The sequence below is a fragment of the Microbacterium daqui genome (assembly GCF_050408675.1).
Lineage (GTDB): Bacteria > Actinomycetota > Actinomycetes > Actinomycetales > Microbacteriaceae > Microbacterium.
Genome location: NZ_JBNTKF010000007.1, coordinates 1 through 15885 on the forward strand (window position 1 = coordinate 1; position 15885 = coordinate 15885).

General features: G+C 63.7%; 14 protein-coding genes and 1 tRNA gene. 6 read left to right on the top strand and 9 right to left on the bottom strand.

What is annotated here, in order from left to right:
* Window positions 1-85 (top strand): IS3 family transposase (locus tag ACQUSY_RS06150; RefSeq protein ID WP_428903460.1); only part of this gene is annotated, 85 nt, incomplete at its 5' end.
* A 76-nt stretch (window positions 86-161) separates the two neighbouring features.
* Here the strand turns inward: ACQUSY_RS06150 and ACQUSY_RS06155 are convergent.
* The 3 genes from ACQUSY_RS06155 to ACQUSY_RS06165 are packed head-to-tail and all read right to left on the bottom strand — an operon-like array spanning window position 162 to window position 3494.
* On the bottom strand, window positions 162-425 hold the full coding sequence (locus ACQUSY_RS06155) for a DUF3039 domain-containing protein (RefSeq protein WP_428903633.1): 264 nt from the start codon (window positions 423-425) through the stop codon (window positions 162-164).
* Window positions 426-462: 37 nt separating this feature from the next.
* Complete coding sequence (locus ACQUSY_RS06160) at window positions 463-2019, bottom strand: hypothetical protein (RefSeq protein WP_428903634.1); 1557 nt, start codon at window positions 2017-2019, stop codon at window positions 463-465.
* Entirely contained in the window at window positions 1995-3494 is a 1500-nt protein-coding gene (locus ACQUSY_RS06165) for an ABC transporter ATP-binding protein (protein WP_428903635.1), read from the bottom strand. Before ACQUSY_RS06165 ends, ACQUSY_RS06160 begins: the two co-directional genes overlap by 25 nt.
* A gap of 258 nt (window positions 3495-3752) precedes the next feature.
* Here ACQUSY_RS06165 and ACQUSY_RS06170 point away from each other — a divergent pair, with 258 nt between their 5' ends.
* Window positions 3753-4445 (top strand): phosphocholine cytidylyltransferase family protein, encoded by a 693-nt coding sequence (locus tag ACQUSY_RS06170; RefSeq protein WP_428903636.1) that lies wholly within the window; start codon window positions 3753-3755, stop codon window positions 4443-4445.
* 20 nt (window positions 4446-4465) lie between these two features.
* Complete coding sequence (locus tag ACQUSY_RS06175; RefSeq protein ID WP_428903637.1) at window positions 4466-5434, top strand: hypothetical protein; 969 nt, start codon at window positions 4466-4468, stop codon at window positions 5432-5434.
* Here the strand turns inward: ACQUSY_RS06175 and ACQUSY_RS06180 are convergent.
* Window positions 5431-6711 (bottom strand): CDP-glycerol glycerophosphotransferase family protein, encoded by a 1281-nt coding sequence (locus ACQUSY_RS06180; RefSeq protein WP_428903638.1) that lies wholly within the window; start codon window positions 6709-6711, stop codon window positions 5431-5433. The genes ACQUSY_RS06175 and ACQUSY_RS06180 overlap by 4 nt on opposite strands.
* A 115-nt stretch (window positions 6712-6826) precedes the next feature.
* Here ACQUSY_RS06180 and ACQUSY_RS06185 point away from each other — a divergent pair, with 115 nt between their 5' ends.
* Complete coding sequence (locus ACQUSY_RS06185) at window positions 6827-7855, top strand: glycosyltransferase family 2 protein (RefSeq protein ID WP_428903639.1); 1029 nt, start codon at window positions 6827-6829, stop codon at window positions 7853-7855.
* A 72-nt stretch (window positions 7856-7927) separates the two neighbouring features.
* Here ACQUSY_RS06185 and ACQUSY_RS06190 read toward each other — a convergent pair whose 3' ends face one another.
* Genes ACQUSY_RS06190 through ACQUSY_RS06200 form a run of 3 tightly spaced genes read right to left on the bottom strand, consistent with a single transcriptional unit; the run spans window position 7928 to window position 12268 of the window.
* Window positions 7928-9355: a CDP-glycerol glycerophosphotransferase family protein gene (locus ACQUSY_RS06190; RefSeq protein WP_428903640.1), complete on the bottom strand. Its 1428-nt coding sequence runs from the start codon at window positions 9353-9355 to the stop codon at window positions 7928-7930.
* Window positions 9352-10608, bottom strand: coding sequence for a CDP-glycerol glycerophosphotransferase family protein (locus tag ACQUSY_RS06195; protein ID WP_428903641.1), 1257 nt, complete (start codon window positions 10606-10608; stop codon window positions 9352-9354). Before ACQUSY_RS06195 ends, ACQUSY_RS06190 begins: the two co-directional genes overlap by 4 nt.
* 40 nt (window positions 10609-10648) lie before the next feature.
* Entirely contained in the window at window positions 10649-12268 is a 1620-nt protein-coding gene (locus tag ACQUSY_RS06200) for a S1C family serine protease (RefSeq protein WP_428903642.1), read from the bottom strand.
* A gap of 95 nt (window positions 12269-12363) precedes the next feature.
* Here ACQUSY_RS06200 and ACQUSY_RS06205 point away from each other — a divergent pair, with 95 nt between their 5' ends.
* Window positions 12364-13569: an aminotransferase class I/II-fold pyridoxal phosphate-dependent enzyme gene (locus ACQUSY_RS06205; protein WP_428903643.1), complete on the top strand. Its 1206-nt coding sequence runs from the start codon at window positions 12364-12366 to the stop codon at window positions 13567-13569.
* A 564-nt stretch (window positions 13570-14133) separates the two neighbouring features.
* On the opposite strand, the gene ACQUSY_RS06210 is transcribed toward ACQUSY_RS06205, so the two are convergent.
* On the bottom strand, window positions 14134-14931 hold the full coding sequence (locus ACQUSY_RS06210) for a carbon-nitrogen hydrolase family protein (RefSeq protein ID WP_428903644.1): 798 nt from the start codon (window positions 14929-14931) through the stop codon (window positions 14134-14136).
* 115 nt (window positions 14932-15046) lie between these two features.
* On the opposite strand from ACQUSY_RS06210, the gene ACQUSY_RS06215 reads away from it, so the two are divergent.
* Window positions 15047-15123, top strand: a tRNA-Met gene (locus ACQUSY_RS06215).
* Window positions 15124-15311: 188 nt separating this feature from the next.
* On the opposite strand, the gene ACQUSY_RS06220 is transcribed toward ACQUSY_RS06215, so the two are convergent.
* Window positions 15312-15647, bottom strand: coding sequence for a hypothetical protein (locus tag ACQUSY_RS06220; RefSeq protein ID WP_428903645.1), 336 nt, complete (start codon window positions 15645-15647; stop codon window positions 15312-15314).
* Between the last annotated feature and the right edge of the window lie 238 nt (window positions 15648-15885).

The following is a 15885-nucleotide window of genomic DNA, read 5'->3' on the forward strand; positions in this document are numbered from 1 at the left end:
CGCCTGGTACAACACCGAACGTGTCTCACTCACGCTCGAGGGCATGAGCCCAATGGAATATCGCGCTCATGCCCTCGCAGCGTAATGCTTTAATTAAGTTGTCCAACTTCCGGGGAGCAGTTCACATCGGGAGCCGCCCTTTTACGAATACTGCGAAGCGCCTACTTCAGCGATTCGTACACTTCTTTGCACTGCGGGCAAACCGGAAACTTCTCGGGATCGCGGCCCGGAGTCCACTTCTTACCGCACAGCGCACGCACCGGCTTACCGGTGAGCGCCGACTCAAGAATCTTGTCTTTCTGCACGTAGTGCGAGAAGCGCTCGTGGTCGCCCGGCTCGATCGTCTCTTCCTGCAGCAGCTCTTCTAGCTCGCGGTCAAGAAGCGCGATACCACCGGTGTCTGGAGAATCTAGGGGCGTGCTCATGCGACAATTCTAAACCGTCTGCGAGCAGTTGGCGCGCCTAGGTTGCCTCAGCGAACTCCATGATCTGCATGCCACGGCGGTCAAAGATCAGCGCACCAATCACGATTCCGACCCCGAGCACGAAAACGCCAATGCCGATTCCGGCCCACAGTGCCGAGTTGGCCTTCGTGATGTCGTCCGTCAACGCCTTCACCGCGAGCAGAATGGTGGGCGTACTGACGGCAATCGTGCCGAGGAGGACGAGCGACTGTGCGCCGACACCGGAACCAGCACGTTGCGGCTGCTGGAACGGGCTGTCACCCGGGCGCGACACCGCATACGGCGCCACGACGCTTGAAATCGACGAGAGTCCGAGCCCCGCCAAGAACAGGTTGGCTGAAACACCAACGAGTGCGGGGGCAAATGCCCAGCGGCCGTAGAACGCAATCGATATCGGGATCGCGATGGCAAGAACCGGCACGGCGACCACAATGATCGGCACGAGGCGCCCGACGCGGTCGGCGATGCCGCGCACGCCAGAAACCACGTGCATCCAGACGGCGGTCGAGTCGTAGGCGATGTCGTTGTGCGGAATCCATCCGAAAAACAGCGCCATGATCGGCACCGGCAACAGCAGCACGATCCCGAGCGGTACACCGGCAATGAGTAGCGGGAGCGACGCGGCGACGGCGGCAATCGGAACCACGACAAGGTTGGCAACGTAGCGCCGGTCACGGAACCAATAGATCATGCTGCGCGCGGCCACGGCACCAGCCTGCGTGCGCGGGAACACCGAGAACCAGCCCATGCCCGCGCGCTCGCGCACGCTGATCGGCTTGTCGACGGTGTGCATCGCGTACGCGACGGCGATATCCCAGACGATCGCTCCGACGAGCACTGTGACAACCGCAATCGTGATGTACAAACCGGCGAGCGAGCTTCCGCTAGCGACGGCAAAGGGCACCGCCCACACCGCACCGAACGGCGTGAGGCTCGCAATATCGGCGACCTGCGCGAAGGCGGGCGGTATGCCGTCGCGCCAGTCAAGTGACGCGAGGAAGATGATGACCGGAACCACGAGGATGATTCCGATGACGAGGAAGGTACTTGTCAGCTCACGTGAGCGATGAGCCCGCCACAGCGTGCCTATCAGCATGCTGGTGCGCGCCATGAAGACGAAGGTCACGACCGCCATCGCCGTGAAGATGACGGTCAGGGCAACCGGGGCTCCGGCAGCCACGGCGTTGCCAGCGACAACAATAACGACCGCGATCAAAATCATGATCGGAATGCTGATTAACGAAGCCAGCATGGTCGACCAGGCCACCGCTCGCGGCGACGAACCGAACGACGCGAACTTGCGCGGATCCAGCTGGTCGTCAATCCCGCCCATCGCTGGCACGAGTGATGCCGCACCCAGCAGCACTGCACCGCCAACGATCGCCAGCGGAGGCGCATACGGGTGGCCGCGGAGAGCGAGAAGACCGACGATAACGCCGCCCGCAATCAGGAGCATCGCCGTGACCACAAACACGAGACGCGTCACTGCGCGGCGCGAGCCGCGCAGACCACCGAAGAGGAGCGCGAGCCTTAGGCGGAGTACGTGTGCAACCACTCCAGGCCCTCCGCATCGCTCACGCCGCCTGACAACTCGACGAAGCGTTGCTCCAGCGTGACGCCGCCACGCACATCTTCAATGGTTCCTTCGGCGAGCACTTGGCCCGCAACAATAACCGCGAGACGCGTGCACACGCGCTCAACGAGATCCATGCCGTGGCTCGAGAGAATGACCGTGCCGCCGTTATTGACGTATGCGGTGAGGATGTCGAGGATCACCGTTGATGACACCGGGTCTACCGACTCGAACGGCTCATCCAGAATCAACAGGCGCGGGCTGTGAATGAGCGCACCCGCCATCATGATCTTCTTCGTCATGCCGGCCGAGTAGTCCGACACCACGCGTCCGAGTGCCTCGGTGAGGTCAAAGGCCTGAGCGAGATCGGCCACGCGCTGATCGATCGTGCGGCTCGGTAGCCCGCGGAGCGCACCAAAGTACGACAACAGTTGCTTGCCGGTGAGGCGATCAAACGTGCGTAGTCGGTCGGGCAATACCCCAATGAGGCGGCGTACGGCACGCGGATCGCGCTGCGCGTTCGTTCCGTTCACGACGATCGTGCCCTCATCGGCCTTCAAGAGGCCGGCAATCATCGACAGCGTCGTGGTCTTACCAGCCCCGTTCGGGCCGACGATGCCATAAAAGGTTCCGGCTGGAACGGTCATATCAATCGCGTCGACGACACGTTGCCCGCCAAACGACTTGGTGAGGCCGGTGACCTGGAGCGCGATGCTTTCGGGCTGCTTCGGGGCAACGGTGGGTGCAGACGGCGCCGGAACCACTTCTATTGCGGGTGTTTCTGCCGCGGGCGCGGCGAGCGTCACCACCTGCTCGACAACGGGGGCCACAGGTTCCGGAACCACAGCGACGACGGTCTGCGGCTCAACGTCGGGAGCCTCGGGCTCGACCACGGAAACTTCGGGCTGATCTGCGGGGGCGTCGGGCTCAGCCGCGACTGTCTCAACCTCGGTTGTGTCGGCAACCGGAACCTTCACGTCTGCCACAGGAACAACCGGGTCGACGGGAGCGTCGGTGTCTGCGATTGCGACGTCAGCCTCATTAACGGGCGGCAGTTCCACGGGAGCATCGACGCCGCCGAGCGAGAGATCAGGGCTGTGGTCGATCGCCGGAACCGCGATGATGTCGGCCGTAACCGGCGCGTTCTGGGCCGCCGTTGGGAGTCGCTCGGGAGCAACCTTCTTCGCGGGAGCAACCTTCTTCGCGGGCGTCGCCTTCTTCGTAGGCGCACTCGATACCGACGTGTTCGCCGTAGCCTTCGGCTGCGCGGCCTTCGTCGACGCAGTCTTCTTCGCGGGCGTCTTCACAGCGGGCTTCGGCGTCGTCTTCACGGCCGATTTCGCCGCTGGCTTCGGGGCTGGTTTCTTCGTCAGTGGCGGCGTCGCGCTCTCCGCTGTTTTTACCTGGTTGGCCGCTTTCTGCTTGTGCGACGGCACGTCAGCATCCCCGTGGCTCATCGTCATCCCCCTGCCCTTGGGTAAGCCGCTGTCCCGAGTGCGGCCGTTCGCGTACCAACCTACCAACGAGGGCGACTGAGTTCGACCTGAAACCCCCGGAATTCCGCCCTCTCAGCGGACACTCAGGTGTTACGGTTCCACAACGTCAAGCCCAATTTTCAGGTTTGTTTACCTGCCCTTCGCTAATCTGTAACAGGCACGAAGGTGTGTCGAGCCGGAAAAATCCGGCAAGTACATCCTCACCAAGGAGCATTCGCAGTGACTCTTCAAACCGTTATCCTCGCAGCTGGCATGGGCTCGCGCCTCGGCCGTTCCCTTCCGAAGCCGCTGACTGAGCTGGGCGACGGCCGCAGCATCATGCAGCAGCAGCACGACAACATTCGTGCCGCCTTTGGTAGCGACGCACACATCACGACGGTTGTTGGCTACCGCGCTGAGACGATCGTTGAGGCTTTCCCGCAGGTTTCCTACGTTCACAACGAGCGTTACGACCAGACCAACACTTCCAAGAGCCTGTTGCGCGCACTCGCCGCAACCGGCAAATCGGGCGTGCTGTGGATGAACGGCGACGTGGTCTTCGACCCGCGCGTTCTGGGTCGCGCGATCGCACTGATCGAGGCTGAGCGTTCGTTCGTCACCGTCAACACCGCCAAGGTGAGCGACGAAGAGGTCAAGTACACCGTGACCGCTGAGGGCTACATCAACGAGCTCTCCAAGATCGTCAAGGGTGGCATCGGCGAGGCCGTCGGCATCAACTACATTTCGGCCGCTGACAAGAAGGCGTTCATGCGTCAGTTGCAGCGCGTCGACGACCAGGACTACTTCGAGCGCGGCCTGGAGCTGGCGATCGCTGAAGACGGTATCCGCATTCAGCCGCTCGACATCTCTGACCTGTACGCGGTCGAGGTTGACTTTGCCGAAGACCTGGAACGCGCAAACCTTTTCGTTTGATTCTCGATCGGCCCCCACTCGTGGCTGACCGCGTTCACAAGATTCATTCGCTGCCGTCAGACGCGCCCTGGCAGGGCGGTCTGCCGCCAGCAGGCTCGACCGAGCATCCCCTCCCGGTGCGCATGCTCGACAAGGTGCTGTTTCTGCAGCGCCCGGCTGTGCTCGCGCACTTGCGCAGCATTCGATTGCGTTACCCCGACGCGAACGCGGCAGAAATCTCGACGATCCTCGAGCGCCGCTATCTCGCCGCCGTTACGAGCGGAGGCGCGGCTGTCGGCGCAACAGCCGTGGTGCCGGCGATCGGAACCGGTGTGACGCTTGCGCTGTCGGGTGCAGAAACGCTCGGGTTCTTAGAGTCAACAACGCTGTTCGCGCAATCGATCGCCGAACTTCACGACATTCCAGTGACCGACCCAGACCGCGCCCGCGCGCTCGTATTGACGCTCATGCTGGGCTCTGAAGGCACGGCGCTCCTCAAGCAGCTCTCGAAGCAGTCGGGCGGTGCGGGAGTAACACGGCCCGAGTTTTGGGGTGAGCTGATCACAAAGTCGCTCCCTCAAGCCGCGATCGGCCCGACGGTTGACCGGCTGAAGTCGGCATTCTTGCACCGCCTGGCGACGCACGGCAGCGCGTCGATTGTGGGCAAGGCGCTCCCCTTTGGGATCGGTGCTGCTGTCGGTGCTAGTGGCAACTTCATTCTTGGCCGCCGCGTCGTCACGGGTGCACGAAAAGCGTTTGGTGTTCCCCCAGCCACGATCCCACCCGCGCTGAACCCGCGACCGGGCGCACGCAAGCTGGAGAGCCACGCCTCGTCAATCGTGGTGCGCACCGCAAAATCCGCAGCGCGCGTTGCGGGCGCTGTTTCTGGTTCCGCTCAGTCCGCAGCCAGTCGCGTCCTCGCGCGCACGCGCCGCGCTAAATCAGGCGCGGCAGATCCCGCTGTCACCGACGAGACGGCGACAGCACCGAGTCAGCGCGACGAAGACTAGTCTTCGTCTTCGGCTTCCGGGTCGTCCTCTGACTCTTCTTCCTCCGCCTGGCGGAGGTGCTCTTCGTAGCACGCTTCCCACGTCTGCATGAGTTCTTCAATCGCGCTGTGGAAGGCGGCGGTCGCGGAACCAGGGCTGGTGTCGCCGAAGTAGTGCTTGACCCAGAGTCCCAATCGCGCGGTCGACGTGGGGTCGTTGAGCACCCGATCAACTTCCGCAACGATGTCACCGGCGCCGTCGACCGTGAGCCACTCACAGTCAGACAGGTAGCCTGACTCATCGATCGAGGCCTTTTCGTCGCGCGGACGCGTCACGAAAAGCGGGCGACCGGCGGCGAGGCGGTCGTAAACCATGGCTGAAATGTCGACGATAGCCACGTCTGCGGCAGCGAGCTGCCACCCCAGCTCAGGCTTGTTGTCGTACACGTGCTGCGCGGTGGGGTCAGCGGCATTGGCCGCTGTAATCGCCGCGATGATGCGCTTGTTGGCCTCACCGTAGGGCGCGTACACGACACCCGAGCGCGGGTGCGGGCGATAAATCACACGGTGCTGACCGGTGGCGAGCAGAGCGTTCACGATCTTCTCGCCGTGCGAGTGCACCGAACCATAGTGTGCCGCAGGGCGGTCGCCCTCCCAGGTGGGGGCGTACAGCACTACCTTGCGGGTGTCTGGCGTGTACGGCAGAGTGCCGGAGTAGTGGTCAGCCTGCGGGCGGCCAATTTCGCGGGTCTGGCGATCGAGGTCGTAGTTCCACAGCACGCGGCTCAGGCGTTCACGCGCGGCTTGACCGGCGATGAAGGCGTAGTCGTACGCCTTGTACTGGTTCGTGGTCATGTACATCTTGTCGGACTCGCCGTGGTTGATGAACACATGCCAGCGGCGCCCGTACCGGAACATCTGGAAGTTGCGGGTGTTCTGGTTGACGTACAGCACGATCTTGAGATCTTGGGATGCCACGAACATCTCGAGGTCTTTGACCGTCGGCACAAAGGCCACCGGCAATGCGTCGTCAGCGATGAGCTCGCGCGCGCCGGTCGCCGTGCGCGACAGCACGATCACGGGGTGCGTCTTGGAAAGCTCCTGCAGAGGCTTGTACCACTGACGCATTTGGTACATGTTGACCGCACCGTCAGCGAAGTAGACGCCGATGCGGTAGTGCTTGCGCTCCGGCTTCGGGCGCGCGGCCAGGGTGCGGCGAACGCTCTGCACCGCCTGGCGGGATGTGAGTGCTTTGCGCAGCAGCGCGGTGGCCTTTTTAGCGTCAGAAACAATACTCACCCCTCTAGAATACCGAGGCCGCTCAGCTTCAACATGGCATGATCGAGGGGTGCAGTCTGATGACACCCCCACCCACGATCCAAAACTCGCGCCTGAGCGTGGTGTCACTTTTGTCATGCCCGTCTTAAACGAGGCCGATTACCTGGAAAACGCCGTAATGTCGGCGTTGGAGCAGGATGTCGATGGCCCGATGGAGCTGATTCTGGCTCTCGGCCCGTCGAGTGACGGAACCACGGAGATCGCGAGAACGATAGCGGATCGTGATGCACGTGTGCAGCTCGTCGACAACCCCGAAGCTGACATTCCCAAGGGCTTGAACGCGGCGATTCGCGCATCGATGTATCCGACAATCGTTCGCGTTGACGCGCACTCCGAACTGGCCCCCGGCTATACCAAGCGCGCCGTCGAAACGCTCGAGCGTACCGGCGCCGCCAATGTCGGCGGCATCATGCACGCGGAGGGCCAAAAACCCTTCCAGCGTGCTGTCGCTCGCGCCTACAATTCCCCCCTCGGCCTCGGCGGCGGTGCTTATCACAGCGGCGGCCCCGAGGGCGAAGCTGAATCGGCATACCTCGGTGTCATGAAGCGTGAAGCGATCGAACGCGTCGGACTCTTCGATGAGTCCATCCGTCGCGGCGAAGACTGGGAGCTCAACCTCCGCCTGCGCCAAGCGGGCTACACCGTGTGGTTTGACCCGCAGCTGTCGGTGACGTACTGGCCGCGTGAAAGCTGGACGCGACTTGCCCGCCAGTTCTTCGCGACCGGCACGTGGCGCGCCGAGCTGGTGCGCCGCTTCGGCCGCCGCAACTCGATCCGCTTCTTCGCACCGCCAGCGCTCTTGCTACTCGTGGTGCTCGCTGTCGTCGTCGGGGCGCTTCAACTGACCGGCGTTTTCAGCGGCGTTATGTCGCTCATCACGTCGCTCGTCTACGTGCCCCTCGCACTGTACGCCGTGCTCATCATCGGCATGGCGCTGACTTCAAAGGGCGGCGGCACAACGCTCGCCGACAAACTATGGACGATCGCGGTCGTGCCCACCATGCACGTCGCCTGGGGCGCCGGATTCCTCGCGGGCACAATCCGCGGCGCGGGTGAAACTGTCGACACGTCGCGCCTCGACGGCCGCAACACTCCGCTTCCGTAACCGTTCCGCGGCTCCAGCTGATGGTTCCGGAACCATCACTCGCGTCGCCGAGGAAAGGGGCGGCTGCCGAGATTAGTCGGTAGCGAGCCAGTTCTGGTCGATGAGGCGTGCCACGACGCGCTCGGAGGCGCGGCCGTCGTCACGACTGTTGAAGCGCTTGCGCCACGTCGCGTAGCGCTCGGCGAACAGCGTTTCGCGCTCGGGGTTCGCCAGCGCCATGTGTAGGTCAGACTGGCTCGATACCACGGGGCCCGGGGCGTGCGCGACGAGGTCGAAGTAGAAGCCACGCAGGGCTCCGCGGTAGTGCTCGATGTCGGGCACGAGGAATGACATGGGCTTGCCGGTGACCGAGAAGTCGAACATGACCGAGGAGTAGTCGGTGATGAGTTCGTCTGCGGCAAGGATCAGGCGCGACGTGTCAGGGAACGACGTGACGTCGATCACGCGGGGCCCCGCGGTATCACGGCCCGGCAGCAGCGTACGGGAGTGACCACGCACCAGCACGACAGCGTCGGCGGCGTGGGCGAGCGCGTCGAGATCGAGGAAGTCGACCATCTCGGTGCGGTCATCGCGCCACGTGGGCGCATAGAGCAGCACGCGCTCCGTCGGTTCGATACCGAGGATGTCGCGGACCTCGTTGCGATTGCCTGCGACGAGCACGTCGTTGCGTGGGTAGCCTTCGGTCCACAGCGCACCGCGGAACCGGTAGGCGGCTTTCAGAATTTTGGCGGCGTACGCGTTTTGTGCGAGCAGGCCGTCCCAGCGCCGTGACTCACGAATGACCGCGACCATGCGGCGGGGGTCGAAACCGGGGCGGTGCAGGGCGAGCCGCTTGAGCGGCGTGCCATGCCACGTCTGCAGCACCTTCTGGCCGGGGTGTCGCGCGAAGGCACGGCGCAGCCAGTCGTTGACGATGAGGAGGCGCGATTCGCCGCGGGCACGCCACCACTCGGGCGAGCCTTCAACGACAGCGATGGCGCCGCCAGGCACGTCGACGGAGAGGTCGACGACGCTCCAGTAGCGGGTGACGTTCGGCAGTCGGCGAGCGATCTCGCGATCGAGGGCGAGCGGGTTACAGCTGGCGTTTCGACCGTAGAAGCTCTCGAAGAAGACCGCGTTTTCGAGCTTTTCGCCGGATGCGGTGTAGCGACGCTCCAGCGAGCCTTGTCCGTCGGCGGAGCGGTAGACCGGGTCGATGGGGGCCGAAATCGTGACGACGCCACCGGCCACCTGCACGCGCATCACCGTGGCGTTGGTCTCTGCCAGCGTCACGCTGTCGAGGTCGGCATCGGTTTCGATGCGGTACTCCCCCGCAGGCAACGGCAAAACCGAACCACCCCAGCGCGACTGCGTGAGCGCGAAAACCAGCTCCGTGGTTCCGTCGACCTCATGAATGGTGCCCAGCACGCGCGCACGGGCACCCACCAGCTCAGCCTTCGTGGGCGGCACGGTGATGCCAGAAATAACGAGACTCGTATCGCGAACGAGTATCGAGGTCATAACGTGCCTTTCCGGGGCGAGAGTGACAATCGCCGTTGAATCTCACGGTACACACGTTGCGTGTTGTTTCCGTCGCGGAAGTCGTGAACACGCGAAGAAAGTTGTGCGGCGCGGGTGCGGCGCGCATCAAGAACGGCGTCGTCAGACAGCATCTCGTCGATCTGTGCGGTGGCTTCGTGCCACGTGGTGGCGTAGTCGGAGCCGGCGATGTCGCGGTAGGAACCATAAAATCCGCGGGTGCGCGCGTATTCTTCAACGTCGGGAGCGAGATAAACAACGGCAGACGGCGTGAGACCAACGTCGAAGAGCATTGATGAGTAGTCGGTGATGAGCGCGGTGACGGCCGGGAGCGCGGGCGTGATGTCACGAATCACGTCAGAACCGACCATGCGAACGCGGTCGGTGTCGAGGTCTGCGGGCGGCGTGTAGCGGCCAGCACCAAGCGGGTGCGAGCGCACGAGGAGCACGGTGTCATAGCGATCGAGCACGGCCACGATGTCACGCCAGTCGTCGCCGGTCGGAATCGCGGCATCATCGGTGCCGTCACGCCATGTCGGGGCGTACAGCAGCACGGTCTGCGGGAGGGCGCCGACAATCGGTTCGAGAATGCCGCGAGCGCGCGCGACGCGCGTTACGGCGTCATCGACGCTGAGCGGGTCGACGCGGGGTTCGCCCGTCACAATGACACGTTCGTCTGGCAGCCCGAAGGCAGATTCGAGACGCCCGCGAATCAACTGGGAAGCCGCAGGAATCACGGTAATCTGTGACGTGGTTCCGCGATACAACCGCGCCATCAGCCCACGTAGGAGTTTCGAGCCGTTGCCGAACGGGAGTTTGACGGTCTCTGGCGAATCCAGGCCAATGCGCTTGAGCGGAATACCGTGCCACAGTTGCGCGATGAAGGCGCCGCCGTTGGCGTAGCGGTTGACGTCGCCGAGGCCGTGGGTCACGACAAGCACGCCAGCGCGGGCGGTCAGCCAGAAGCCGCGGGCTGAGTGCTTGCGCACCGTCGGGACGCCGAGGGCACGAGCGTCAGCCTCGTCACGATCGCTATCGACTAACCAGACCGCATCGACCCGGTCGTTCTGGGCTGCATGCCAGAGGCGAAGGGCCCCGTCACCGATACCGGCGCCGCAGCCAAATACCCACTGTTGCCCGCGGGGAATCACGAGCGTGGCGATGCGCCCGAGCCCGTAGAGCGGGATGCGCAGGAGCTTGGCGACGTTGCCTGCGCCAAACGAAAAGGAAGCCACCCCGCGAGCCTATCGCGGGGTGGCTTCTGGTTCGGGCTCGTTATTTGAGCGAACCCAACGTCACGTCAACTTCAAAGGTTTCGCCACCGCGGATGTAGGTCACCGTGGTGTCGGAGCCAGCCGCGAGCGCACGCACCTGGGCAGTGAGGTCGATCGAGCTGCTGATGCGCGCATCGCCCAGCTTCGTGACGACATCGCCCTCCTTGAGCCCAGCCTCGTCGGCCGCACCGTTCTTCACGATCTCGGCGATGTAGGCACCGGCGGTCGTGGCATCCTTCATGGCGGAGGCATTGGTGACACTGGCGCCCAGCAGGCCGTGGCTCGCTTCGCCGTTCTCGATAATCTCCGTCGAGATGCGCTTCGCGATGTTCGACGGGATCGCGAAGCCGAGGCCGATGCTGCCAGCGCTGTCCGAGTTACCACCAGCGGTCGCGATGGCGACGTTGATACCGATGAGGTCGCCCTCACTGTTGACGAGCGCACCACCCGAGTTACCCGGGTTGATCGCCGCGTCGGTCTGGATAACCGCGATCGAGATGGACTCCTTCGGTGTCGACCCCTGTGCTCCTGGGACGTCGAACGTGAACGGCCCACCCTGCGAATCGTTGTTGTCGTTGGAGTCGCCCGAATCGGGCGTCGAGGGCGCTGCCGACGACGCGACGCTGATCGAACGGTTGAGTGTGCTGACGATGCCTTCGGTGACCGAGTTCGCGAGGCCGAGCGGCGCACCCAGCGCGACCGTTGTGTCACCGACGTTGAGCGCACCCGAGTCGCCCCACGTGATGACGGGCAGGTCGCTGGCGTCTTTCAGCTTGATGACCGCGAGGTCATAGATCGGGTCAGTTCCGACGACCTCAGCCTGGTAGATCGTGCCGTCGCTCAGCGTGACGCGCACGTCAGCGGCACCGGTCGCACCATCGAGGGTCACAACGTGCGTGTTGGTGAGCACGTAGCCATCTTCAGAAATGATGACGCCGGAGCCGGAACCGGCCGCCTGGTCAGTGCCCACGTCGATCGTGACAACGCTCGGCAGCGCCTCGGCGGCGATCGCCGTCGTCTGCGTGACTGATCCGGGGTTGTTGACCGTGATGGTTCCGCCGTCACTCGTCGTGACGGGAAGGGCGCCGTCATCGACGAATGAGTTGTAGGCCCACGAGCCGCCGAAGCCGGCGCCTGCCGCGATCAGCGCGGTTGCGGTGATCAAGCCGATCGTTGCGCCCGCGCGCTTGCGCGGCTTTTTCGCTGGTTCCGGAGCCGTGGGCTCACCAAATGTGTTCGACTGCGGCGGAATCGGGGCACCGGGCGGCAATGAGCCGCCGGTTGCGGCATAAGGGGTGGGAGTCGCTGCGGCACCGAAGGCGGCGCCGGGTGCAGCGGAACCATGAGTGTGGGTGGGAGCGGCGGAACCAGCGGTTGCGGGGTCTGCGGAAGCGTGCGACGTCGGCATGTGGGCGGTTGCCGGTGGCGTCTGAACAGCGGCGGGTGGCGTCCATGCGCCACCGAGCGGCGTCGTGGGCTGGTTGTCGGCGCGGAACGCGTTCGCCAGCTCAGGCGACAGCGGTGTCGTGGGAGCGTCAGCGGCCGGCATCACCGGTGGCGCGGGGCGCGGCGGAATAGCGGGGGTGGCGGCCGGCTGGTCGTTGTTGTTCGTATCGCTCATGATCTGCTCCTTCTGCAAGCTCCTTCAGGTTGCCGCGCAAGTCTGTGTTTTTCCTATGCCAGCGCCTGGATCCGGCTATGACTTAGTCTGACCACATGACTACTGTCCCCGGAGCCTGGCGTCGTGCTGTTGCAGGAGCGGGACTCCTCGCGCCTGACGGAACCATTGCTCAAACGATCTTCGCAGAGATGTCGGCCCTCGCGGCCCGTACCGGCGCGATTAATTTGGGGCAGGGTTTCCCTGACACGGATGGCCCTGCCGAGGTTCTGGACGCTGCACGTGCGGCGATTGCCAGTGGCGTGAACCAATATCCGCCGGGGCGTGGTTTTGCTGATCTGCGCGTCGCGGTCGCCGAGCACCAGCAGCGCTTTTATGGCCTGACCGTTGATCCTGAAACGGAGGTGCTGGTCACGGCGGGAGCAACCGAGGCGTTGGCTTCGGTTCTGCTCGGACTCGTTGACGGCCCCGACGATGAGGTTGTTGTTTTTGAGCCGTACTACGACTCGTATGCCGCATGTGTCGCGCTTGCTGGCGCAACGCTTCGCACGGTTCCGCTGGTGTGGCCGTCATTTCAGCCCGACCTTGATGCGTTGCGGGCGGCGGTGACCGATAGCACCCGGTTGATTCTGGTGAACAACCCGCACAACCCCACCGGAGCCGTCTTCTCGACCGAGGTGTTGACCGAAATCGTGCGGCTCGCGCATCAGCACGATGCCGTGATCGTGACCGACGAAGTCTACGAGCACCTTACGTTTGATGTGCCGCACGTTCCGGTGGCGACGCTGCCCGGGGCTGCCGAACGTACCCTCACGATTTCGTCGGCGGGAAAGACGTTCAACACCACCGGGTGGAAGGTGGGCTGGGTTTCCGGCCCCGCTGACCTCGTCGATGCGGTGCTCGCGGTGAAGCAGTTCTTGACGTATTCCGGCAGCGCCCCATTTCAGCCGGCGATCGCGACCGGGCTACGCCTGGGCGATGACTTTTACGCCTCAATTCGCACGGCGATGCAGAGTCAACGCGACATTCTGGTGGCGGGCTTGCAGGCCGCCGGGTTCGAGGTGTCGGTGCCGCAGGGTTCGTACTTCACGGTGGCCGATGCCGCGCCTCTCGGGTTTGACGATGCCACCGTTTTCTGTCGAGAACTCCCCCACCTTGCGGGCGTTGTCGCGGTTCCGGTGACCGCTTTCACCACCGAAGCGAACCGTTCGCAGTACGCTTCACTCGTGCGCTTCGCAGCGTGCAAGAAGCCGGAGGTGATCAGCGAAGCCGCCACGAGGTTGGCGACGCTGGCACCGCGGTAGGGGTGGAGCGTGAGGGGCACGCTCCAATAGATGGAGACGAGCGCAAGGGTGCGCCATAGGGGGCAACATGGCCAGCGACCGGTTCTGGAGCGCGTGGCGGTGGCTGGCGTGGGTGCTGCCGGCGCTGCTAATCGCGGTCAAGGTGATGCTCGGTCGCGGTGGGAGGTCTTATTCCTCCTGATTTACTCGCCGCTGGTCGTTGGCATCGTCGGGTTCTTGGGGTGGTTACCGCGGTACATCCTGAAGAAAAAGGGATTCACCACCGCACCCGCCCCGTTTGTCGTTCTTCTCCCCCTCTATTGGTCGAGCATGGCGTGGTACTTGCTCTCCATGACGGCGGTAGGAGCTTCATCAAGAACGCTGGCAAGCGCTTCAACAGAAGCTGATACCGCTCCGCGAGCGCATTGCCGAAGGGGGATGGTCACCGGCTGGGTCTCGTGGCCCAGCCGCGGTGGTCAATTGGCAGCCCATTGACCCCGACGGCACCAGCACGGAGAAATTCCGCTTCGACGAGTGGCCGCCGCTGCGCCCCGCTGGCTAAGTGCCGCGTTGCGCGAATGGACGCTAGCGCGGAACCACGCGGTAGCGTCGGGCGCTGAGTGACGGGTTGCGCTCGCGTACGGAGTCGATCATCGCGGCGCTAACGTGCGCGACGGCCACGCGGCGCTCGGCACCGATCGCCGCGATCTCCACGCCCGTCGGGTCGACGATCATCGAGTTGCCGACGCCGAGCGGCGGCATGTGATCGGCAGCGGCAACGTACACAGTGTTCTCGATCGCGCGAGCGTGCAGCAGCGTACGCCAGTGATGTTCTTTCAGGGGGCCACGCACCCACTCGGCCGGCACCAGCACAACCTGAGCGCCAGCGTCAACGATGGTGCGGGTGATCTCGGGGAACCGGAGGTCGTAGCAGGTCTGCATACCGAACGTCACGCCATCGACCTCGAAAGTCTGCGGGTCTTCAACGTCTCCGGGAGCAACCCAGTCAGACTCCTTCTGCCCGAACGCGTCATACAGGTGTTGCTTACGATACGTCGCAAGAATGCCACTGGGGCCAACGGCGACCGCGGTGTTGTGAACCCGCTCCCCCGATGCTTTCTCCAGCAGACCAACGACAATCGTGGTTCCAAGCCGCGCAGCAAGCGCTCGTACACCCGAAATGAACGGTCCGTCGAGGGTCTCGGCGTGCGTCACGAGAGTTTCATCGAACGGATTTGAAAAATAGCTTGTGTATTCCGGAAACAACACGACGCGCGCGCCCCGCTGGGAAGCTTTCGTGGCGAGCTCTTGAACGGCAGGCAGGTTATCGCCCGCGATCGGGGAAAACTGAGCGACGGCAATTCCGACGGCGTCATCCGACATGGCGTGAGGCTCCTGTTGGCTGGGCGACAAGGCGTCTGCTCACCCTACCGAGAACCCGCGAAAGCCGCCTCATGGTCTTTCGCACCTGAAACCCGTGATAGGCTATTTCATGTGCCGCGGGGTGGAGCAGCTCGGTAGCTCGCTGGGCTCATAACCCAGAGGTCGTAGGTTCAAATCCTGCCCCCGCAACCAAGAAAAAGGCTCCTGATCAGAGATTTCTGATCAGGAGCCTTTTGGTTTTCCCGCCCGCCCGTCGGCCAACGCCGCGGCGGCGGCAACGACAGCTAAACCATCTGCAGGTGAATCTCTTTCACGAGCGGGTAAACCTTCTGCCCCTGCGTCTTGATCGCCTTCGACAGCAGACCATGAAGGTCTTGCGGTCACTTCGCCTCTGCAAACGCTCGGTAAATCGCGGAGTAGTCCGAAGGATTCAATTTGAGATCTTTGACAGCGGTACACACGGCCCGTTTCGTCGCCTCGCTCGTTTGGGGTGCTGTTGCTGCCGTGCTCTTCGGGGCAGGCTTCACGGTGCCCTTCGGCGCTGGCTTCTGCACTGGATTCTGCGCTGGCTTCACGAGCGTCTCGATGTTGATCACCGGTGCGACAGCGATCGTCGGTCGCACCGCGATCGTGGTGTCTTTGCGTCGGTCAGCCCAAAAATCATTGGCCGCTTCAAAGCTGCGGTCTTTGCTGACGATCACGTACTCGGCACCCACTTTAGGGCTTCTGTTCCGCCGCTCCCCACGATATTGCACGCCATGGTTCCGCTCTATGCCCGTTATGCAGGAACACACGGGCCCTCCTGCGGGGCGTCGGGCACCACACGCCGCAGGTGCGGCGCTCGGTTCCTGCGTAACGGGATGCGGAGGGCACGGAACCACGTGCGGGCACCGGAACCGCGGTGCGGCTTGCGAGGGCACGCAGACACAACAGTGGGCGGGTACCCGGAGGTAC

Coding starts and splice junctions, on each gene's coding strand:
- ACQUSY_RS06155 (WP_428903633.1), bottom strand. CDS start 425: ATGAGCACGCCCCTAGATTCTCCAGACACCGGTGGTATCGCGCTTCTT.
- ACQUSY_RS06165 (WP_428903635.1), bottom strand. CDS start 3,494: ATGAGCCACGGGGATGCTGACGTGCCGTCGCACAAGCAGAAAGCGGCC.
- ACQUSY_RS06185 (WP_428903639.1), top strand. CDS start 6,827: ATGCCCGTCTTAAACGAGGCCGATTACCTGGAAAACGCCGTAATGTCG.
- ACQUSY_RS06190 (WP_428903640.1), bottom strand. CDS start 9,355: ATGACCTCGATACTCGTTCGCGATACGAGTCTCGTTATTTCTGGCATC.
- ACQUSY_RS06200 (WP_428903642.1), bottom strand. CDS start 12,268: ATGAGCGATACGAACAACAACGACCAGCCGGCCGCCACCCCCGCTATT.
- ACQUSY_RS06205 (WP_428903643.1), top strand. CDS start 12,364: ATGACTACTGTCCCCGGAGCCTGGCGTCGTGCTGTTGCAGGAGCGGGA.
- ACQUSY_RS06210 (WP_428903644.1), bottom strand. CDS start 14,931: ATGTCGGATGACGCCGTCGGAATTGCCGTCGCTCAGTTTTCCCCGATC.